The sequence below is a fragment of the Rhodococcus parequi genome, assembly GCF_046042785.1.
Classification (GTDB): domain Bacteria; phylum Actinomycetota; class Actinomycetes; order Mycobacteriales; family Mycobacteriaceae; genus Prescottella; species Prescottella parequi.
In genome coordinates this window covers 375,756-399,140 of record NZ_JBDLNV010000004.1, presented here as the reverse complement: position 1 = coordinate 399,140, position 23,385 = coordinate 375,756, and the positions used below count along the sequence as shown (strand labels likewise).

Below are 23,385 nucleotides of genomic sequence, written 5' to 3'. Positions count from 1 at the left end.
ATGCCGGGGTCAGACGAGCAGTCGCGCCCGCAGGGTGTCGATGGTCTGCTGATCGACGCCCAGCCCCTTTCGCACGTAGTTGTCGACACCACCGTACAACCGGTCGACCTGAGCGAACGCGGCGTCCAGCCAGGACTTCTCGACGGCGTCGTCGCGCCCGAGGAACGTGTTGCTGGCCAGGAAGTCCTGGTACACCGTGGCCTTCGGGACACCGAGCAGGCTGAGCAGCACGGCGGTGCCCCAGCCGGTGCGGTCCTTACCGGCGCTGCAGTGGTAGACGGTGGCGCCGTCGGTGTTGTCGGCGATCGCGGTCAGCAGGTCGCGGAAGGCGACGTCGGCGCCGCGGTAGGTGGCCATGAACGGGTAGCCGATGGACTGACCGATGTCCGAGGACCCGTTCACCGCCGCGTCGATCAGCGCACGTCCCAGCGTGAGCGGCACGAACTCGTGGAACGCGATGCCGTGTTCGAACGAGACGACGTCCGCCACCTGGTAGCGGACCCCTTCGGGGAGCCGGTCCGGGTCGTCCCTGCGCTCCCACATGTTTCGCAGATCGACGTCGAGGGTGACGTTCGCGGCGGTGAGCTTCGCGAGGTCCGCGTCGGTGAGGGAGCTGAGCTTGTTGGCGCGGTAGACGATCCCGCTGCGGACCGTTCTGCCGTCGGACGTCTCGTAGCCACCGATGTCCCGGAAGTTCTTGGCGCCCTCGAGGCGGATCGCGGTGGGGGCGACGGGGTCGGCGGGGTCGGCGCTCGCGAGCGGGGCGGTGACGGCCGGGGCAACGAGAGCCAGCAGTCCGACGAGAAGTAGGAGGAAGCGGTTGAACGCGGTGCGTGATCTCATGGGTCCTCGTCGGTGCTGGTCGTGCGAACGGTCCGGTGCCGCCGCGGATTCGCTGGGAGGCTAGCTGCTCGTGGTCCGTTCTGTCCGCCGAATGGGCGGGTCTCGCCGTCAGTCGAAGTTGCGGGCGATGATCGTCTCCACCAACGCGGCGGTCGGGAAGTCGGCCATCACGACGCCGGTCCGGCCGGAGCCGGTGGCCCGCAGGTAGGTCTCGGTGCGGGTGAGCATCCCCGGTGTACCGGGCACCCCCTTCGCGACCGTGATCGGCACCGTGCCGGTGGCCATCACGGCGGGGGAGGCGCCGGTGGCGCTCAGATGGTTGACGAAGAGGCTCTGCGAGTCGCCGACGGCGGCCCGCTCGAACTGGGTGCGAACCTTGCCCCACTTCGTCTCGACCGCAGCGAGATTCGGCAGCTCGAAGTCGTCCTGGATGTCCGTACGCGGGCCCGCCCACCGGGGTCCGTAGGTAGTGGTGGCTGTGAAGTCCTGCAGCACGACGATCTTGCCGCGCGCCTCGCCCAGTGCCGGGATCCGGCCGTCGTATCCGGCAGCCGGTGTCCACAGGTGTGCGGCCAGGAGCTCGCGTGTGTCGGGGTTGTCGCGGATGTACCAGTCGAGCGTCGCCTGGTAGGTCCTCGTGTTCTCCTCCTCCGTGTGTTCCTTCTTCAGCCGCACGAGCACGCACTCACTCGGATTCGACTGGAGGAACGCGGTCACGGTCCGTACGACGTCGGTGAAGTTGGCGTGCAGGTACTCAGGACCGTGATGGATCGGGAACACGTCCCGGAAGTGTCGGGTGCGGATGTCGAGCGCGCGCACCCCGGCCCGGAGTTGCGTGGACAGATCGAAGTCCTGGGTGAGGGTCGGGATCGAAGCGTTGTGCGCCATGGTGTCGTGGGTGCCGGGAAGCGACAGCTGTGCGAGATCGGCGCTGTCGGGCACGAGTCGCATCCAGTCGGGCGCCGACGCCGCGTCGAGGTCCCCGCGGCCGAAGCTGCCGGTCGCCAGGTCGGCGCTGCTGACGCTGGACGCGGCCGAGGCGACCGGGAGATGCGTGGGAAGGGCGAACAGCAGCGGGCCGGCGGCGAGTGCGCGAAGCACGGCGCGCCGTCCTGGGCGAGATACGGCGTCGGGCATGAGAACTCCTCCACGGGACGGACCGCCCGGGAACGCTGCTCCCGCCGGGCGAAACGCGCCCAGTATGGCAAGGAAGCCGCTGCGGCGGAGCCGGTTCGACGAGCGTGATCGGTTGCGTCCGCCGGAAGTCTGCGCGCCGGCTCACTGCACCCGAACCCTGCGCCCGATTAGCGATGTTCATTCCTTCTTCACCGGATGGACCACGCGGGCACCACCGTCCCGTGCCCGCGGCAACCTAGCTTCATTGGTCCAGACCAATTTGTCGTCCGGTTCTGATGACCTCGCCGAAGACAAGGAAATCCCGTGAGACGCACAACTCTTGTGATTGCTGCAGTGACCGCGGCGCTCGCCGCACCCGGCATCGCCCAGGCGGGCCCCGTGTGGGGCAGCGCCGGAAGCCTCGGAAACGAGTGGGGCAGCTCGGTCGGAGGAAGCGACGCGGTGCCCGCCGCACCGGGCGTCACCGTCCCCGGCGGACGCTACGAGCACCCCGTCGACCTGAAGTTCACCGCCGAACGGGGAGCGACCGTGCGCTACACGCTCGACGGCACCACACCGACCGCCGAGAGCCAAGCCTACGTCCCGGGCCGCGCGCTGAAGATCACCGCTGACACGAATGTCACCGCGGTGGCGTTCCGCGGTGAGAAGGCCGGCACGCCCGCCTCGTTCGGGTACCTGATCCGCACGTCGGAGAAGCCGATCGCGCAGGTGGTCGTCATGTCGGACGTCCACGTCGGTGACTACGAGAAGAACACCGAGAAGTACAGGAGCTTCTTCGACACCATCGGATCGATCTTCCCGGAACCCGATGCGATCCTGTCCAACGGCGACATGATCAACGACAACTGGGACGGCAAGGGCGCAGACCACAAGATCGTCTCGCGGATCTTCCAGGAGAACCTCGAGCGCAAGGGCATGGCCGACACCCAGGTGCTGATGTCGTACGGCAACCACGACGCGTACCTCGACGACGTCCGGGCCGGTTATCCGCGGGAGTGGTTCCCGGACACGGGCGGCGGCTATTACGAATCGGACGTCAACGGAGTGCGCGTCTTCACGGTGAACACCGAGACCTACAACGGTGACACCGCACAGCGCGACTGGCTGAAGGGCCGGCTGGCGGAACTCACCGCCGACCCGGCGAACGTCGCCAAGCCCATTCTCGTGCAGGGGCATCGCCCCACGAGCGGCACCACGATGGACGGTCAGCAGGCATCCAATCCCCGGTTGGCCGAGGACCTGAAGGCCTACCCGCAGGCCATCCTGTTCTCCGGACACTCGCATCTGAACAACAACGACGACCGGTCGATCCATCAGCGGGACTTCACGTCGGTGAACGACGGGTCGATGTCGTACATCGAGATCGACCACGGATACCAGATGGTCACCGAGTCGGGTCTGGCGAACCGCTTCGAATCACCCACCGCACAAGCGTTGTTCGTCGACGTCTACGCGGACCGTACCGAGATCGGCCGCATCAACATGGCCGCCGACAAGCACGACATCTACACCGGCGGACAGTGGTCGGCGAGCTGGCAGCCGCCGTACGCGAGCGCGGGCACCCTGAGCGGCTCGAGCTGGACGGTGGAGCTGAAGGGGTCGACGAGCCAGCAGATCAAGGACAACTTCCGGTACACGTCCACGATGCGCAACACGGTGGCCCCGGAATTCACGACGCCGACCCCCCTGTCGCTGGTGACGGGCGAGGACGGCGCCACGGCTGTCCGGATCGCTCAGGCGCGGGACGACCAGATGGTCCACCACTATCGGGTCGACATCACGAACACGACGACCGGTGTCAAGGTCGTGTCGTCGAAGGTGTTGTCGGACTTCTACTTCATGCCGCGGCCGAACAGTCTCGACATCCCTGTTCCGGACGCGGCGGCGGGTACTGCGTACGAGGTGAAGGTCGTGGCGGTGGACGCCTACGGCAACGCCTCGCCCGAGGTGACGGCGACGTTCACCCGCTGATCGAAGCGGGTCGCAGGGTGGCGGGCGATGCGTCCGCCACCTTCGTCCGGACGACAGGACGCCCGCAATTATGGTGCAGGACAGCGGTGATCAATCGGCGAGGCCGAAGTACCATTCCAGGAAGGAATTGAAGTCGGCCCACTGCGGCTCGAGCGACCCTTCGTCGAAGTCGCGCCACTCGGCGCCCAGCCCGAGGCGCAGTACCTCTTCGCTGGTCTTGTTGTAGAAGAAGCCGTACTCGCCCTGGAAGTTGTCGAGGGGCAGATACTCGGAGGGCAGCTTCAACGCATCGTGTGTCCTGGCCACGCTCGCCGAGTAGTCGTTGCTGTTCACCAGGAACCAGCAGATTTGGTAGATCTCCCTGTTCCTGCCGATGAAAGTCGGCCCGTCTTCGGCGTGCAGATAGAACTGCCCGAATTGCGACGACTCGTCCACGCCAAGCGTCGAAAGTGCGTTCCTGTAGTCGTCCGTCGCGTCGTCGAACCACCAGCCTTTGCGTTGGAGGTGATTGACCAACAGGGCCGAGAGCACTCTGTCCTCCTTGTGCGCCGCCGTAGCGGGTCGGGTAGGGGACTCAGCGCCCCAGGTACCCGCCGCCGTGCGGGAAGAACTCCTTGCCCGACATCTCGGTCCCGTCGTCGAGACGGACGCGCTCGATCACCAGGCCCTTGTTCTGCCCGGTGCGGGCGTCGGGCCCGGCGACAATCACCATGCCGTCGCCCTCGTGGATGAAGACGCGGCCGGGGGTGCCGCCGTAGTTGCCCGTCGACACCGACGACTGCAGCACGCGGATCCGCTGCCCCTTGAACGTGGTGAACGCGTTGGGGTACGGGTCGGACTGCGCGCGCACGAGACGTTCGAGGGCCTCGGCCGGCCACGTCCAGTCGATGCGGCTGTCCTCGTCGGAGCGCTTGTGGAAGAACGTGGCCTGCGAACGGTCCTGCGGCGTCCAGTCGGTGCGGCCGGACTCGATGAGCGCGAGCGCGTCGAGCGTGATGGGGCCGATCATGTCGACGGTGCGATGGAACAGGTCGGTGACGGTGTCCTTCGGCCCGACCGGCGTCGAGCGCTGCAGCACGATGTCGCCGGCGTCGAGCTCCTCGTCCATGAGGTGCGCGGTGAGGCCCACCTCCTGTTCGCCGTTGATGAGCGCCCAGATGAGCGGCGAGAAGCCGGTGTATTTGGGCAGCAGCGAGTCGTGGATGTTGAGGGTGCCGTAGCGCGGGGCGTCGAACACGTCGCGCGGCAGCCACGTGCGCCAGTTGTTGGCGACGATGATGTCGGGCTGGGCGGCTTTGAGCGCGGCCTTGAAGTCCTCGTCGGGCTTGTTTGCGATGTGCACGGGGACCCCGTGCTCGGTGGCGAGGTCCGCGACGGAGTCGGCCCACATCTTCTCGTAGGCGTGATCACTCTTGGGATGGGTGATCGCGAGGACCACCTCGTGATCCGAGTCGAGAACGGCCTGGAGGGTACGGTGGCCCCAGGTTTGGTAGCCCAGCGTGGCGACTCTCAACGCGATCCTCCGGGACGAGTTGGTCAGTTTCAGCCGCCGGTCGCGACGACCCAGTTGTTTTAGGTTACCCAACCCTATTTGCTGCAGTTCAACCGCCGTGAGGAAGGTCGCCATGCCCATTGCCACCATCAACGGGATTCCTCTGAACTACCAGGTGAAGGGCGACGGCGAGCTGGTCGTCCTGATCATGGGTACAGGGAGCCCCGGCCGGGTCTGGGACCTGCATCAGGTTCCGGCGCTCGTGGCGGCGGGCTACCGCGTGTGCACGTTCGACAACCGCGGCATCGCGCCCTCGGGGGAGAGCGTCGACGGCATCACCATCGAGGCGATGGTGGCCGACACCGCGGGACTGATCGAACTGCTCGGCGGCCCGGCACATGTGGTCGGCACCTCGCTCGGTGCGCGCGTCGCGCAGGAACTCGCGCTCGCCCGGCCCGACCTGGTCCGTAAGGCCGTGTTTCTCGCCGGACATGCCCGGATGGACCAGTTCCAGCGCACCCTCAACGAGGGGGAGCGAGCGCTCGAGGAGTCGGGCATCGAGTTGCCGGCCAAGTACCGTGCCGCGGTCACCGCCGTCATGAACCTCTCGCCCGCGACACTCTCGGACCAGCACGCGGCCCGCGACTGGCTCGACGTGTTCGAGTTCTCCGGCGGGAAGACCTCGGCCGGTGTCCGGGCGCAGCTCGCGATGGACCGCGAGTTCGACCGTGCGCATGCCTACCGGTCGATCAGCCGTCCGTGCCTGTCCGTCGGATTCGCCGACGACCGGATGATCCCGGCCTACCTGTCGAAGGAGGTCGCCGACGCGATCCCCGGCGCCGTCTACCAGGAGATCCCCGACACCGGGCACTACGGCTACCTCGAGCGTCCCGAGGCCGTGAACAAGGTGGTCCTCGACTTCCTCGCGGGCTGACAGCTGCCCGTTTCCCCTCGCGTTTTGCGCACTTGTCGCGGTCTCCGGCCGCGTCCCGGCGCGACAAGTGCGCAAAACGCGGGGGCGGGCGGGGCTGGATGGGGCGGCCGGATGACGGCGGAGCGGCGAGTTAGCCTATCCTAAGGGGCGCACGATGCGTCCGACTCGCGCGGTCGCGCCACGACGGACGATCGGATTTGTATGTCTGCGGATCACCTGCCGGCTGCCCCCATGCTCGACGACGCCGTCACCGGTCTGCCCGTCACCGCCGCGCAGACCGAGATCCTGGTCGCGCAGCAGCTCGATCCGCAGAGCACCGTCTACAACCTCTCGCTCGTCGTCGAGGCCACCGGGCCGATCGACATCGAGCGGGCCGCGGAGGCCATCCGCCGGACCGTCGCGCACGCCGAGGCCCTGCACGTCCGGTTCCGGATCGGCGAGGACCGAACGGTCCGCCAGGTGCCGGCGCCGAACGACGCGTGGCCGTTCGAGGTGGTCGACGTCCGCGATGCCGCCGATCCGGAGGCTGCGGCGCAGGAGTGGATGGACCGGGATCTCGCCACCGTCGTCGACGTCACCGGCGACGACGCCCTGTTCGGGCACGCGCTGATCCGTCTCGCCGACGACCACACGCTCTGGTACCAGCGCTATCACCACAGCATCATCGACGGCTTCGGCATCTCGCTGATCGTCGCCGACATGGTGGCCCGCTACGACGACCCGGACCTCGCGTCCAAGGCCGGGGCGTGGGCGCTGCAGGACCTGGTCGACGCCGACGTCGACTATCGGGGCTCGGCCCGCTACGAGTCCGACCGGGACTACTGGCTCACCGAGATCCTCGAGGCGCCCGAGCCGCCGCAGATCTGCGCGGCCGGTGCCGACGCGTCCGCCGCCCCCGAGTCCACGACGGTCACGATCGACGGCGAGATCGCCGACGCGATGTACGGGTTCGCGTCTGCGGCGGGCATCCGCCGCACCCGACTGCCGATGGCGCTGATCCTCGCGTATCTACACCGCATCTCGGGTCTGCGGGCCCTCACGGTCTCGGTCCCGATGGCGGCCCGCGTCGGCCGCGCGATGCGCCGCACGCCGGGTATGGCGTCGACGATCCTGCCGGTGACGTTCCACGTGGATCCGGCGGCCACCGTGGGCGACCTGGCCCGCGCAATCGACGCACGACTGGTCGCCACCCTGCGGCACGGCCGCTTCCGCGGCGAGGATCTCGCTCGCGAGGTGCGCGCGATCGAGCCCGACCGCCGCGTGTTCGGGCCCGGCATCAACTCGATGATGTTCGAGCACGTGCTCGAGTTCGACGGCAACCCCGCCCGCATCCGCGGATCGGTGACCGGCCCGGTCCAGGATCTCGACTTCTCGATCCAGGGCGGCGAGGACGGCGAACCGATCCGGATCGACCTGCGCGCACCGGCGGGGCGACGCGAGGAACTGCTGCGTCACGAGGAACGGCTGGCGCACTTCGTGTCCCAGTTCCTGCGCAATCCGATGGCCACCGTCGGTGATCTCGAGCCGATGACCGACGAGGAGCGCCGTCGGGTCCTGCTCGACTGGAACGACACCGCCGAACCGCAGCCGTCGCGCACCGTCCCGGAACTGTTCGCCGACGCCGTCCGGCTCGACCCCGACGCCGAGGCGCTCGTGGCCGGCGATCTCCGGTTGACCTACCGGGAGCTGTCGGAGCGCGTCGCCCAGCTGGCGCACCACCTCGGCGATCGCGGGCTGGCCCCGGAAGAGGTTGTCGCGGTGGGTCTTCCCCGATCCGCGGAGATGGTGGTGGGACTTCTCGCGGTGCTGTGCGCCGGCGGCGCCTTCGTCCCGCTCGATCCGTCGTGGCCGCAGGAGCGCCGCGAGTCCGTCCTCGCCGACGCCGGTGCCCGGCTGGTGCTCACCGGTCCGGGCGGCGTGGACGCCGGAACAGACGCGGTGCACGTCGATCTCGCCGCCTGGGCGCACGGCGACCAGCAGGCCGATCTGCCGGAGGACGACCTCGACGGCCGCCGGCTCGCGTACGTGATCTTCACGTCCGGTTCCACCGGCCGACCCAAGGGCGCGATGATCCGCCACGAGGCGATCTGCGCCCGGCTGCTGTGGCAGCGCGAGCGGGTACTCGGCTTCGGTGCCGACGACGCGTCGCTGTTCAAGGCTCCGCTGTCCTTCGACATCTCCGTCAACGAGATCCTGCTGCCGCTGGTCTCGGGTGGCCGGCTGATCGTCACCGAGCCCGGCGGTGAGCGCGACCCGCAGTACCTGCTCGACCTCATCGCCCGCGAACGGGTCACGTTCGTGTACCTGGTGTCGTCGATGCTCGACGTCCTGCTCGACCTGGCCCGCGGCACCGACCTGCTGGCCGGGCTGCGGCACGTGTGGTGCGGCGGCGAGGTGCTCACCCCGGACCTGTTCGAGCGGTTCCGGCGTCAGCTGTCGACGACGCTGTACCACGGCTACGGCCCCGCCGAGGCGACGATCGGTGTCTCGCACGTGATCTACCGCGACGACGCGGCCCGCATCGCGACGTCGATCGGTCGCCCCAACCCCAACACCCAGCTGTACGTGCTGGATTCGCAGCTGCGTCCGGTGCCGGAGGGCATCGGCGGCGAACTGTACGCCGGCGGCTACCTGCTGGGCCGCGGCTACGTGGGCGCCCCCGGGCTCACCGCGTCGCGCTTCGTCGCGAACCCGTTCACCGACGACGGTTCCCGCCTCTACCGCACGGGCGACCTGGCGCGCCGGAGTGCGGACGGCAGCCTCGACTTCCTCGGCCGCGCCGACAACCAGGTCAAGATCCGCGGTATGCGCCTCGAACTCGAGGACGTCGAGGCGGCGCTCGCGTCCAACCCCGCCGTGCGGCACAGCGCGGTGCTGGTTCGCAAGACGCCGGCCGGCGCCAACTATCTTGCCGCGTACGTCGTTCCGGACGGCGACGGTGCGCTGGACGCCGACACGCTGCGGGCGTGGGCGTCGGACAAGCTGCCGGAGTACATGGTGCCGGCGGCGTTCGTCGTCCTGGACGCGTTCCCGCTCACCCCGAACGGCAAGCTCGATCGCCGGGCGTTGCCCGAGCCCGACCTGGCCGCGGCGAGCGAACACGTCGCGCCGCGCACCGAGCTCGAGGCGACCCTGGCCGGGCTCATCGCCGGCGTCCTCGGTATCGAGCGGGTGGGCGTCACCGACGACTTCTTCGCGCTCGGTGGCGACAGCATCGTCGCGATCGCCCTCGTCAACCAGGCTCGGCGCGAAGGTTTCTCGGTGAGCGCGCGCGACATCTTCCAGCTCCGCACCGCGGCCGCGCTGGCCGCCGCCCTCGACGGCCGGGTCACCGATGCCGTCGACACGAACGACGTCGCGGTGGGCGTCGTCGAACCGACTCCCGTCATCGCCCGTGTCTGCCCGGCCGGCGCCGACGTGCGCACCTTCCACCAATGGGTGCAGCTGCAGACACCGGCCGACCTCGACGAGGCCACCACGACCGCCGCCCTGCAGGCCGTCGTCGCGCGGCACGACGCACTGCGTGCCCGCTGGGACCGGGACCGCGGCACACTCGTCGTCCCCGAGTCCGGCGCCACACCCACGCTTCTCGTGACCGACGTCGCCGACGGCGACCTCGACGCCGCAGTCGCCGCCGAGCGGCAGACGGTCGTCGAGCTGCTCGATCCCGAGGCCGGAATCATGGTGCAGGCCGCTCTGTTCCGGCGCCCCGGCGCGCCCGGGCGCCTATTGCTGGTCGGTCACCACCTCGTGGTGGATGCGGTGTCGTGGCGAATCGTCGTCGAGGACTTCGCGCGCGCCGCGAGCGCGCTGCTCGCGGGCTCGCACCCCGATCTTCCGGCGGTCGGCACGTCGTTCCGTCGCTGGGCGGAACTGCTGGTCGAGCGCGCGGGCTCCCGCGCCTTCGAAGAGGAACTGGGCCACTGGCGGGCGGTCACGTCTCCCGGCGCACTGGAGATCGGTGCGGGCGCGGTCGACCCCGCCGTCGACACGTGGGCGACCGCGGGCTCGCTGACCGTCGAGACCGGCCCGGACGTCGCGGCGGCGCTGCTCGCCGACGTCCCGGCCGCCTACCATGCCGGAGCGAACGACGTCCTCGTCGCCGCGTTGGCGCTCGCGCTGCGTCGCTGGCGCGGCGGCGACGCTCAGATCCTGCTCGACCTCGAGGGCCACGGCCGCGAGGAGGACCTTGTCCGCACGCCCGGTACCGCGCTCGACATCTCCCGCACCGTCGGCTGGTTCACCACCGTGTACCCGGTGCGTCTCGCCGTTCCGGACGCGTCGGTGCCGTCGGCGCTCAAGTCGGTCAAGGAACAGCTCCGCCGGGTCCCGAACCACGGATTCGGTTACGGCGCACTGCGATACCTGAGTGATTCCGGTCGGGAGCTGGAGACCGGCGCCACCGCGCCGGTGTTGTTCAACTACCTCGGCCGGGTCGCCGCGGGTGCCGGCATCGACTGGCTGCCCACCGCGACCGGCGGATCGAGCGACCCGGCGATGCCGATCGGCCACGCGCTCACCGTCGACGTGCTCGCGACCGACGGGCCTGACGGGCCCACCCTGCGCACCACGCTCACGTGGGCCGGGCGGATGCTCTCCGACGGAGACGTCGGCGTGTTCGCCGAACACTGGAACACCGCCCTGCGCGACATCGCGGGGTCCGCGTCGCACGGCGGGCACACGCCGTCCGACTTTCCGCTGGTGCCACTGGCGCAGAGCGACATCGACCGTCTCGCCGCGACCGCGCCGACGATGTCCGACGTGCTGCCGACGACGCCGCTGCAGGACGGCATCTACTTCCACAGCGTCTACGAGCGCGACGGCGCGTTGCCCACCGAGCCGGACCCGTACGTCGTGCAGCAGGTGGTGGAGCTGAGCGGCGACGTCGACGCCGTGGCGCTGCACCGGGCGCTGCAGGGTGTGGTCGATCGCCACGCCGTGCTGCGGGCCGCGTTGCGACCGCTTTCCGACGGCCGTGTGGTGCAGGTGATCTCGGAGCGCGCCGACGTCCCGATGACCGTGCTGGACCTGTCGACCGATCCGGACCCGACGGCCACCGTCGACCGGATGCTGGCCGAGGACCGCCTGCGCGGCTTCGACTTCGAACGCCCGCCGCTGGTGCGCTACACGCTCGTGCGTGTCGGGCCGGCGAAGTTCCAGCTGCTGCAGTCCATCCACCATGTCATCGCCGACGGCTGGTCCGTGCCGGTGATGCTGCGCGAGCTGCTGGCGCTGTACAACCCGGTCGGGTCACCGCTCACGCTGCCTGCACCGGCCGCGTACCGGAACTACTTGAGCTGGTTGGCGTCCCGTGACCGGGGAACGTCGATCGACGTGTGGCAGCGCGCGCTCGCCGGGGCCGGGGAACCGCCGGCACTGCCCGGCGTGCCCGCCACCGGGGAGCGGGGCGTCCGCAGTGTGGCGGTGACGCTGTCGTCGGCGGAGACGAGCGAACTCCACCGGCTCGGTCGCGAACGCGGTCTGACCACCAGCACTCTCGTACACGGGGCGTGGGGTCTGTTGCTCGCCCGGCTCACCGGCCGGCGCGACGTGCTGTTCGGCTCCACGGTGTCGGGGCGCGGCGGCGATCTTCCCGGCATCGAATCGATGGTCGGCCTGTTCATCAACACGGTACCGGCACGCCTGCGGTTGAACCCGGACGAGACGACCGCGGACGTGCTCGCCCGCTGGCAGTCCGAACAGTCGGCGCTGCTCGAGCACCAGTACGTGGGGCTGGGCGAGCTGCGCCGGGTCACCGGGCTGCAGGAACTGTTCCAGACTCTCGTCGTGGTCGAGAACTATCCGATCGGCGACACGGCGATCGCCGATCCGTCGGGCACGTTGTCGCTCACCGGCATCCGCTTCGACGAGCATCCGCCGTACCCGCTGACGCTGATCGCGGTGCCGGGGAACGAGTTGCGCCTCGAGGTGAAGTACGACGCGGCGCGGGTGTCCGACGCAGCGGCCGCGCAGATGGCGGACGGGATGCTCGCGATCCTGTCCGGCCTGCCGACGACGGTGGACGGCCCGGTCGCGGCGATCGCACTGGCGCGTACCCCCGATCGTGTCGAGGTCGTCGACAGCATCGACTTCCCGGCGACCACCGTCCCGGCGCTGCTCGACGAGCAGGCCGCCCGCACCCCGGACGCGACCGCGGTGGTGTTCGAGGGGCGCAGTCTGTCGTACGCACAGCTGCACGATCTCGCGAACCGCCTGGCGCACGTGCTCGTCGACCGCGGGGTCCGGCCCGAGGCCAGGGTCGCCGTCGCGCTGCCGCGCTCGATCGAACTGATGGTGGCGCTGCTCGCGATCGGCAAGGCGGGCGGCGCCTACGTCCCGCTCGACACCGGCTACCCGGCCGAGCGCCTGACCCACATGCTCGAGGACTCGGATCCGGTGTGCGTGCTGACGTCCGCCGACGCGGCGGTCACGCTGCCGGACACCGGAGTCCCGCGCATCCTCGTCGACGATCTCGACCTGGACGGCTGCCCGGCCGAGCCGATCGCCGTCGAACTGCTGCCGCACCACCCGATGTACGTCATCTACACGTCCGGGTCGACGGGCCGTCCCAAGGGCGTCGTCGTCCCGCACGCGGGCGTCGTGAACCGCCTGCTGTGGATGCAGGAGTTCCGGCCGATCCTGCCCACCGACCGGGTGCTGCAGAAGACGCCGTCCAGCTTCGACGTCTCGGTGCCCGAGTTCTTCGGCCCGCTGCTCGCGGGTGCCACGCTGGTGCTGGCCCGCCCCGACGGGCACCGCGATCCGGAGTACCTGGCTGCGTTGATCGTCGACGAGGGGATCACGCGCGCCCACTTCGTGCCGTCGATGCTCGAACTGTTCCTCGACGAGCCGAAGGCGCGGGCCTGCACCGGCCTGCGGGTGGTCGCGGCCAGCGGTGAGGCGCTGCCGCTGCCGGTAACCCGACGCTTCGCGGACGTGTTGCCGGGCGCGGTGCTCGACAACCTGTACGGGCCCACCGAGGCGGCGGTCGAGGTCAGTTACGCCGCTGCGGTGCAGGCGCTGCCCGCCGACGCGGCGACGGTGCCGATCGGACTTCCCGTAGCCAATACCGCTCTCTACGTGCTGGATCCGTACCTGCAGCCCGTCACCGACGGCTCCGCGGGCGAGCTCTACCTCGCGGGCCCGCAGCTGGCCCGCGGCTACCACCGGCGTCCGGGGACGAGCGCCGACCGGTTCGTTGCCGACCCGTTCGGTGCGTCCGGCGACCGCATGTACCGCACCGGCGACGTGGTGCGACGGAACACCGACGGCGCCGTCGAGTACCTGGGCCGCTCCGACGACCAGGTGAAACTGCGCGGATTCCGGATCGAGCTGGGCGAGATCGAGTCCCGCCTCGCCGCGCACCCCGACGTGGTACGCGCGGCCGCCGTCGTGCGGGAGGACGTGCCGGGCCACCAGCAACTCGTCGGGTACCTGGTCGCGGACACCGAGGTGGATGTCGACCCGATCCGCCGGTTTGCGGGGGAGACCCTGCCGGAGTTCATGGTTCCGACCGCGTTCGTGGTGGTCGACGCGCTGCCGCTGAGCCCCAGCGGCAAGCTCGATCGCCGCGCTCTGCCCGCCCCGACCGTCCCCGCTACGCCGACCGAGACCACGCACGCCGGAAGTGCCTCCGTGGTCGCCTCCCTGGTCGCCGAGGTGCTCGGCCGTGACGCGGTGGGCGAGGACGACGACTTCTTCGCCCTGGGCGGCGACAGCATCCTCGCGATCCGACTCGTCAACCTCGCCCGCCGCGAGGGGATCTCGATCACCCCGCGTCAGATCTTCGAACAGCGGACGGCGCGGGCACTGGCGCGGCTGATCGGTGACGTCGACGCCTCCACGGCCGACGCCGCACCGCAGCGCGCGGCCGTCGCCACCACCGGCGATACGCTGCCGATGCCGGTGGTGCACCGACTGTCGGAGTGGAGCGGCGGCATCGATCGCTTCAACCAGGCCGTACTGCTGCACACTCCGGCCGGCGCGACGGTCGGGACACTGACGGCCGCACTGCAATCCGTGCTCGACCATCACGACGGTCTGCGTCAGCGCCTCACCCGGCACGCGGCGGGTGTGTGGTCGCTGCACATCGCGGAACGCGGCACGGTCGCACCGTCGCTGCGCCGCGTCGACGTCGCCGGACTCGAGGCCTCCCGGTTGCGGGCGGTGATCGAGACCGAATCGACCGCCGCCGCCGACCGTCTCGCTCCCGAATCGGGTGCGATGGTCGAGGCCGTCTGGTTCGACGCCGGTGCACACGACCTCGGCCGCCTACTACTGGTCGCCCACCACCTCGTCGTCGACGGAGTGTCGTGGCGGGTGCTGCTCGAGGACCTGCCGATGGCCTGGGTCGCGGCGCAGGCCGGTGAGAGCGCGGCCCTCGACCCGGTCGGCACCTCACTGCGCGAGTACGCCGATCTGGTGGCCGCGCAGGCTCAGCGCGCCGACCGACTCCGGGAACTCGACCACTGGCTCGAGACCACCACGGCCGGAGCCGAACTGGTGCCGACCGCGCAGGGAGACGCGACGATCGGCAGCGGCGCGAGCCGGACCGTGCGGCTGTCCGTCGCCGACACCGAGGCCGTGCTCACCGCCGTCCCGGCCCTCGCACACGCCGACGTCACCGACGTCCTGGTGACCGCGCTCCGCATCGCCGTGACCCGCTGGTTCGCCGCGCAGGATCGCGAATCGGACCTGCTGATCGACCTCGAACGGCACGGGCGCGAGGAACTCGCCGCGGGGGTCGACCTGTCCCGCACCGTCGGCTGGTTCACCAACATCACGCCGGTCCGTCTGCCCGGCGGCACCGACGGCCTCGACGCGCTCAAGTCCGTCAAGGAGGCGCTGCGCGCGGCGCCCGACGGTGGCATCGGCTACGGCATGCTGCGCTACGCCAACGCCCGTACCGCGGGGCTGCTGGCGGCGGGATCGCCCGCGCAGGTGCTGTTCAACTACCTCGGCCGGATGCCGGCCGGGCTCGTCGGGCCGTGGGCCGCTGCACCCGAAGCCGATTCGCTGTCCACCGATCCCGACACCGACATGGGCGGCCCGTACCGGCTGCTCGTCAACGCACTGTGCGAGGACACCCCGGACGGACCCGTGCTGAGTGCGGTGTTCGGCTGGTCCGAGCCCGACCTGTCCGTCGCCGACGCCCGTGCCCTCGGCGACGGATGGGCCGCCGCACTGGGCGAACTGGTCGCGCTCGCCGCGCGGCACGACGGCCCGGTGGCGCTCACCCCGTCCGACGTCCCGTCCGCGGCGCTCAGCCAGCAGGAACTCGACGTCGTCGTCGCGGCCGCCCCGGCCGGCGTCGAGACCGTCTGGCCGCTGTCTCCGCTGCAGGAGGGCCTGTACTTCCAGGCCGGGATCGCCGACGGCGCCGACATCTACACCGCACAGTTCTCGCTGGACTTCGACCGGAATCTCGATCTCGAGCGTCTGGCCGCCGCGATCCGCACGCTGCAGCGCCGCAACCCCACGCTGCGGGCCGGATTCGTCAGCGCCGGACTGGCGGCGCCCGTCCAGTTCGTCAGCGCCGGGCTCGACGTCCCGATCACCGAGGTCGACCTGCGCGACCTCGACGAGGCCGCCCGCGAGTCGCGGGCCGCGCAGGTGATGCTCGAGGACCGGCTCACCCCGTTCGACCTCACCGCGCCGCCGTTGTGGCGGGCGATGGTGCTGCGCCTCGGCCCGGGCCGCGACCGCCTGGTGATCAACCGACAGTTCCTGCTGTGGGACGGCTGGTCCAACGGCCTGGTCGTGAGCCAGTTGCTCGCGCTGTACGAGACCGGCGGCGACGACACCGGATTCGCCGTGCCCGACGGCGGATTCGAGGACTACCTGTCGTGGCTCGCCGGGCGCGACGGTGATGCCGCCCGCGCCGCGTGGCGGCAGGCGCTGTCCGGTCTGGCCGAGCCGACGCTGCTGGGCCGGCGGACCGGCGCACCCGCCGGGTTGCCCGACCGCCGCGACGCGGTGCTCTCGCGCGACCTGGGTGAGCGACTGCGCGAGCAGGCCGCACGCGCGGGCGTCACGTTCAACGCGATCCTCAGCGGTGCGCTCGGGCTGGTGCTGGCCGGCGCGACCGGGCGCAGCGACGTCGTGTTCGGCACGACCGTCGCGGGACGACCGCCGGAGGTGCCCGGAATCGACTCCGTCGTCGGCATGTTCCTCAACACCGTGCCCGTGCGGATGTCGTTGCGGCCGAACGAGTCCGTCGCGGATCTGCTGCGCCGGACGCAGACCGACCGGCTCGAACTGATGCCGTACGACTACCTCGGTCTGGCGGCGATCCAGCGCGCGGGCGAGCACCGCGAACTGTTCGACGTCCTGTACGTGCTCCAGAACTTCGTCGACGAGAATCAGGTGTCGGCGCTGCACGCCGCCCACGACATCAGCGGCGGCGACAGCATCGACCACACGCACTACCCCCTCACCGTCGTCGTCACGCCCGGCGTCGAGACCAAGGTGAAGTTCGAGTTCCACCCGGACCGGGTGGCGGCGTCGGACGCCGAGCGGATGCTCGAGTCCTTCATCGGACTGCTCGAGCGGTTCGCCGGGGACGTCGACGGACTCGTGGGCCGCATCGGCGCGCTCACGGCGGGCGAGGGGGCGCTGCAGGACGCCCGACTGCTCGAGACGGCACACCCGCTGCCCGAGCAAACCATCGCGGACCTGTTCGCCGAGACCGCACAGCGGATTCCCGACGCCACCGCGCTGGTGTTCGGCGGCGACACCGTCACCTACGCCGACCTCGACGCCCGGATCAACCGCCTGGCCCGGGTGCTGCTCGCGCACGGCGCCGGACCGGAGCGGATCGTGGCGCTCGCGCTGCCGCGGTCGGTGGAGACCGTCGTCGCGCTGTTCGCGGTGCTGCGCACCGGCGCTGCCTACCTGCCGCTCGAGCTCGACCACCCGGCCGAGCGTCTGGTGGGGATGCTCGACGACGCCCGCCCGGCCACGATGCTCACCACCGCGGCGGTCGCCGAAACACTCTCGGCGGCAGCGGTCGACACGATCGCTCTCGACGACACTCCGGCGCTGTTCGACGGCGTCGACGGTGCGGCGCTCACCGCGTCCGAACTCGGAGGCTTCGCGCCCGGTAACCCGGGCCGCCTGGACCACCCCGCATACGTGATCTACACGTCCGGTTCCACCGGACGCCCCAAGGGCGTCGTGACGCCGTACCGCGGCCTGACGAACATGCAGTTCAACCACCGCGAGGCGATCTTCGAACCGGTCGTGCGCGGTGAGGGCGGTCGCACGCTGCGCATCGCGCACACCGTGTCCTTCGCGTTCGACATGTCGTGGGAGGAACTGCTGTGGCTCGTGGAGGGCCACGAGGTGCACATCTGCGACGAGGAGCTGCGCCGCGACGCGCAGGCCCTCGTCGCCTACGGCGACGAACACGAGATCGACGTCGTCAACGTGACACCCACCTATGCCCGCCACCTTCTCGAGGAGGGTCTGCTCGAGGACGGCCCGGGTCGGCACCGGCCGCCCCTGGTCCTGCTCGGCGGCGAGGCCGTCTCCGGTCAGGTGTGGGACGCGTTGCGCGACACCGACGGAACCTGCGGATACAACCTGTACGGTCCCACCGAGTACACGATCAACACGCTCGGCGGCGGTACGGCCGACAGTGCCACCCCGACGGTGGGGCGGCCGATCTGGAACACCGTCGCGCACATCCTCGACGGCTGGCTGCGACCGGTCGCCGACGGCGTCGCGGGTGAGCTGTACATCTCCGGTGTCGGGCTCGCGCGCGGTTACCTCGACCGGTTCGGTCTCACCGCAGAACGGTTCGTCGCGGACCCGATCATGGGCGGCGGGACACGGATGTACCGGACCGGCGACCTGGTCCGACGCGCACCCGACGGCAACATCGACTTCCTCGGCCGCACCGACGACCAGGTGAAGATCCGCGGTCACCGGGTGGAGCTCGGCGAGGTCGAATCGGTACTCGCCGCACACGACTCGGTGCGGCAGGCCGCGGTGATCGCGGATTCCGGGCCGGGCGGGGTCGACCGTCTGGTCGCCTATGTGGTGCCGGCGCGTGAGACGGCAGCCGACGAGGTGGCCGCGCACGCGCGGAAGGTGCTGCCGGACTACATGGTTCCAGCGGCGATCATCGCGGTCGACGAGCTGCCGATGACCGTCAACGGCAAGCTCGACGTGCGGGCGCTGCCGTCCGCCGAGTCGGTGCTCGGGCAGGGCAGCGGGGAGTCCCGGGAACCGCGCAACGCCCTCGAGGGGACGCTGTGTCGCCTTTTCGCCGAGGTGCTGGAGTTGGAGGTCGATCTCGGGATCGACGACAACTTCTTCGACCTGGGCGGGCACTCTTTGCTCGCGACCCGACTCATCAGCCGGGCTCGGGCGGTGCTCGCCGCCGAACTGACGATGCGAGACCTGTTCGAGGCGCCCACCGTCGCGGAGTTGGCCGAGCGGGTCTCCGGCCGCGACAGGTCGATCCGGCCGGTCCTGGTGGCGGGGGAGCGGCCCGAGCGGCTGCCCCTGTCGCCGGCGCAGCAGCGGCTGTGGGTGATCCAGCAGATCGAGAAGGACACCGCCGGTTCCTCGAGTGCTTACAACTTCCCGATCGTCCTGCGACTGCGCGGCGACCTCGACCCGGAGGTGTTCACCGCGGCCCTCGCCGACGTCATCGCCCGCCACGAGGTGCTGCGCACGGTGTTCGGCGAACACGACGGCGAGCCGGTCCAGCTGATCCTGGACTCGGCACGGCCCGACGTCACCGTGGTCGATGCCGCAGCCGACGAGGTGCCCGCGCTCGTGGCCGCAGCGGTGGGACGCCCGTTCGACCTCGCCACCGAGATCCCCGTGCGGGCCACGGTGATCCGGGTCGGGGAGGGCGAGCAGGTGTTGGCGCTGGTGCTGCACCACATCGCGACCGACGAGTGGTCGGACCGACCGCTGCTGCGCGACCTCATGGTCGCGTACGCGGCCCGCGTCCGGGGCGCGGCACCGGAGTGGGCGCCGTTGCCGGTGCAGTACGCGGACTTCACGCTGTGGCAGCGAGCGCTGCTCGGCGAGCCGTCGGACGCCGACTCCCTGATGACCCGCCAGCTGGACTACTGGCACGGCGTCCTGGGCGGTGCCCCGGAGGAACTGGCGCTCCCGGCCGACCGCACCAGGCCGGCGCGCCCCAGCTTCGCCGGTGGCGCAATCGAACTCGACCTCGATGTCGCGACGACCCGTGCGCTGCGGACGCTCGCCCGCGCGCACGGCGCCAGCATGTTCATGGTTCTGCACGCCGCGTCGGCGGCGTTGCTGCAGCGCCTCGGCGCCGGCGACGACCTGCCGCTCGGCGCTCCGGTGGCCGGGCGCACCGAACAGGGTCTCGACGACCTGATCGGCTTCTTCGTCAACACCGTCGTCCTGCGCACCGACGTCTCGGGCGATCCGACGTTCGTGGAGCTGCTGGCGCGGGTGAAGGCCCTCGACCTGGCGGCCTTCTCGCACGCCGACGTGCCGTTCGAGTCCGTCGTCGAACGGTTGAACCCGGCACGCTCCCTGGCCCGGAACCCGCTGTTCCAGGTGATGGTGGGCTACCACAGTCGCACCGCCGACCCGGTGCCGTCGCCCGACCTGACGTTGGCGCCGGTGGCGATCGAGGAGCGCACCGCCAAGTTCGACCTGGTGTTCAACTGGACCGAGTTCCTGGACGAGGACCGCGTGCATTTGCGGCTCGAATACAGCGCGGACCTGTTCGACCGGGACACCGTCGACCGCATGGCCCGCCGCCAGGTGGCGGTGCTCGGCGCCGTCGCGGCCGACCCCGCGACCCGGGTCTCGGACGTCGACGTCTTCCTGGACGGCGAGCGTGAGGCGGTCCTTCGGGAATTCAACGACACGGCACGGCCGGTCGAGGAGTTGACGCTGTCGGAGGCGTTCGACCGGTGGGTGCAGCAGACTCCGGATGCGATCGCCGTCGCGGACTCCGGCGGTGAGGCCACGTTCGTCGAACTCGACAAGCGTTCGAGAAGTATCGCGGCCGTGCTCGCGACCAGGGGTGTCGGCGCGGAAAGCGTGGTGGGGCTAGCCGTTCCGCGCTCGATCGACATGGTGGCGTCGGTGCTCGGCGTGCTGCGTCTCGGGGCGGCGTACCTGCCGCTGGACCTGACGCACCCCGCCGACCGCATCTCGTACATGCTCGAGGACTCGGGTGCCCGGATCCTGCTGTCGACGGAAGCCGAATCGAAGCGTGTGGTGGCGGACGGCGTCGATCGCCTTCTGCTCGACGACCCGCGAGTGATCGCCGCGCTCTACGGTCGTGCCGCCGACGTACTGCCCGCGCCGCCCGCGAGCCTCGATCACGCCGCGTACGTGATCTACACGTCCGGTTCGACGGGCCGGCCCAAGGGTGCGGTGCTGCCGCACGAGGGCATCATGAGCCTGGTCGCCACGGCCGAGGACCGGATGAGGCTGACCACCGGGTCGGTCGTCATGCAGTTCGCGTCCGTCGGCTTCGACGTCGCGGTGTTCGAGCTGTCGATGGCGCTGTGCACCGGATCGACGCTGGTGATCATCCCGGAGGAGGCCCGCGTGGCCGGTCCGGAACTCACCGACTTCATGCACGAGCGGCAGGTGACGCACGCGATCCTGCCGCCGTCGCTGATGGCGGCACTGCCCCCGGGCTGCTCGGTGCCGGACGGCTGCACGGTGCTGGTGGGCACGGAGACGGTGCCGCCGGACCTCATCGGTCGCTGGGCCGAGCGGCTCAATCTGCTGGCCGCGTACGGGCTCACCGAGGCGACCGTCAACAACACGCTGTGGCAGGCGCAGCCGGGCTGGACGCAGGCGGTGCCGATCGGCATCCCGGACCCCAACGAGCAGGCGTACGTGCTCGACGACCGGCTGCGCCCGGTGCCGCCCGGCATCGCGGGTGAGCTGTACATCGCCGGGCGTGGTCTGGCCCGCGGCTACCTGGGCCGGCCCGATCTCACGGCCGGACGGTTCGTGGCGAACCCGTTCGGGCCCGGCCGCATGTACCGCACCGGGGACCGGGCGCGGTGGCGCACGGACGGCAACATCGACTTCCTCGGCCGCGTCGACGACCAGGTGAAGATCCGCGGCTTCCGGATCGAACTCGGCGAGATCATCGCCGCGCTCGCGGGCCATCCCGCGGTGAGCCAGGCCGCCGTCGTTGCGGACCGGGCCGGCGGGATCACCCGTCTGGTCGGCTACGTGTCACCGGAGTTCGAGGACGACGGCGTCACCGTCACAGCCGTGGATCCGTCCGAGGTCCGCGCCCACGCGGCGCAGACGCTGCCGGACTACATGGTGCCGACGCTGGTGGTCGCGCTGCCGGGGGCGCTGCCGCTCACCCCGAACGGCAAGCTCGACCGCAAGGCGCTGCCGGTACCGGACTGGTCCACGCTCGGTGGTGACGGAGCACCGCGTGACGAGGTGGAAACCGAACTGTGCGAGGTGGTCTCGGACGTCCTGCACCTGCCGGCCGTCGGCATCCACGACGGATTCTTCGATCTCGGCGGCCATTCGATGGCGGCGATGAAACTGGTCGGGCGGGTCCGGAGCACCTTCGAGGTCGACATCACGATCCGCGACGTGTTCGACGCCCCCACGGTGGCCGAGCTGGCCGAGATCGTCCGCCGCGGAGAGCGGTCGACGCATCCGGAGATCACGGTCACCGGGGAGACCGGACCGGTGCCGCTCGCACCGTCGCAGCGGCTGCACTGGCAGCGGCATCGCTCGTCCCGGTCCCGGGCACAGTCCGATCATGCATTGGCGCTGCAGCTCCAGGAGCCGATCGATGCCGGGCACCTCGCCCGGGCCCTCGACGACGTCGTGGACCGGCACGTGCCGCTGCGGACGGTCTTCGCGCCGGACGGCACCGAGGTGTACACCTCGGACGGGCCGCGCCCGGGAGTCGACGTCATCGACGTCGGCGACGACGATCTGCACCGTCGGGTGTTCGAGCTCGCGCAGCTGCGGATCGACCTCACCGAGGAGGCCCCGCTGCGGGTGCACCTCGTCTCCGGCGACGCGGGCGCCCAGGTGCTGCTGCTGACGATGCACTACCTGGCCGTCGACGAATGGTCGGTGGTGCCGTTGCTCGGCGACCTGCTCGCCGCGTACGTGGCCCGTGCGGGTGGGGCGGAACCGCAGTGGACGCCGCTCACGGTGGAGTACCCCGACTACGTGCGCTGGCAGACCCGACGGCTCGGCGACCCCGCCGACCCGGAGAGCCTGCACGCCCGGCAACTCGGCTACTGGCGGAAGAGGCTGGCGGACATGCCGTCCCGGCTGCATCTCCCGGCCTCGGCCGGGGTGCGCGAGTCGCGCCGTGAACTTGTTCCGATCGAGATCGACGCGGACCTGCACGACGGGATCGACCGGATCGCGGCCCGGACCGGCACCAGCATGTTCATGGTGCTGCAGGCGGCCCTCGCATCGATTTTGACGAGAAGCGGTGCGGGTAAAGATATTCCGATCGGGTCGCTGGTGGCGGGCCGGTCGGAGGACGTGCTCGCGCCGATGATCGGATGCTTCTTCAATGTCGTCGTGATGCGCACCGACACCAGTGGCGATCCGGGGTTCGACGAGTTGCTCGCGCGCATCCGGGTGTCGAACCTCGAGGCGCTCGACCATCAGGACGTCGGATTCGCCGATGTCGCAGCCGAAATCGGCCTCCGTGCCGGTCGGCTGCCGCAGGTGCTGCTGGTGCATCACGAGCAGGCCCGGTTCGACGCGCTCGAGGGCGTGCTCGGTGGCTTCCTGCCCGTCCCGGTGGGCATGTCCACGGCGGAACTGACGCTGAGCTTCTACGAGCCGGTCGGGGACGGCCCGGTGCACGCGTACTTCGAGTTCTCGACGGGGGTTCTCGACCAGGACGTCGTCGTGGGCTGGGCGCGGGAGATGGTGGCGTTGCTGCGTTCGGCGCTGTGACGAGGCGCACGCGGCGGCGGGGGTTGGTAGAGTCCCGAAGAAGGTTAGCCTTTGCTATCTTCGGCAACGAAACATTGCGGGCCCG

General features: G+C 70.4%; 7 protein-coding genes. 3 read left to right on the top strand and 4 right to left on the bottom strand.

The features are described from left to right. Positions 1 to 9: 9 nt before the first annotated feature. On the bottom strand, positions 10 to 843 hold the full coding sequence (locus ABEU20_RS13545; RefSeq protein WP_420164921.1) for a tyrosine-protein phosphatase: 834 nt from the start codon (positions 841 to 843) through the stop codon (positions 10 to 12). Positions 844 to 951: 108 nt separating this feature from the next. Continuing rightward, on the bottom strand, positions 952 to 1,980 hold the full coding sequence (locus tag ABEU20_RS13540; RefSeq protein WP_420164920.1) for a phosphatidylinositol-specific phospholipase C: 1,029 nt from the start codon (positions 1,978 to 1,980) through the stop codon (positions 952 to 954). 303 nt (positions 1,981 to 2,283) lie between these two features. Here ABEU20_RS13540 and ABEU20_RS13535 point away from each other — a divergent pair, with 303 nt between their 5' ends. Next, on the top strand, positions 2,284 to 3,951 hold the full coding sequence (locus tag ABEU20_RS13535; RefSeq protein ID WP_420164919.1) for a metallophosphoesterase: 1,668 nt from the start codon (positions 2,284 to 2,286) through the stop codon (positions 3,949 to 3,951). A gap of 90 nt (positions 3,952 to 4,041) precedes the next feature. On the opposite strand, the gene ABEU20_RS13530 is transcribed toward ABEU20_RS13535, so the two are convergent. Both ABEU20_RS13530 and ABEU20_RS13525 read right to left on the bottom strand, forming a co-directional pair. Beyond that, positions 4,042 to 4,482, bottom strand: coding sequence for a hypothetical protein (locus ABEU20_RS13530; RefSeq protein WP_420164918.1), 441 nt, complete (start codon positions 4,480 to 4,482; stop codon positions 4,042 to 4,044). A 43-nt stretch (positions 4,483 to 4,525) separates the two neighbouring features. Continuing rightward, positions 4,526 to 5,464: a methionyl-tRNA formyltransferase gene (locus ABEU20_RS13525; RefSeq protein WP_420164917.1), complete on the bottom strand. Its 939-nt coding sequence runs from the start codon at positions 5,462 to 5,464 to the stop codon at positions 4,526 to 4,528. Positions 5,465 to 5,576: 112 nt separating this feature from the next. Between ABEU20_RS13525 and ABEU20_RS13520 the strand changes: the two genes are divergently transcribed. Both ABEU20_RS13520 and ABEU20_RS13515 read left to right on the top strand, forming a co-directional pair. Then, the gene (locus ABEU20_RS13520; protein WP_420164916.1) at positions 5,577 to 6,377 is read left to right on the top strand and encodes an alpha/beta fold hydrolase; all 801 of its coding nucleotides are present in this window, start codon (positions 5,577 to 5,579) and stop codon (positions 6,375 to 6,377) included. A 201-nt stretch (positions 6,378 to 6,578) separates the two neighbouring features. Beyond that, the gene (locus ABEU20_RS13515; RefSeq protein WP_420164915.1) at positions 6,579 to 23,300 is read left to right on the top strand and encodes an amino acid adenylation domain-containing protein; all 16,722 of its coding nucleotides are present in this window, start codon (positions 6,579 to 6,581) and stop codon (positions 23,298 to 23,300) included. Positions 23,301 to 23,385: the final 85 nt, after the last annotated feature.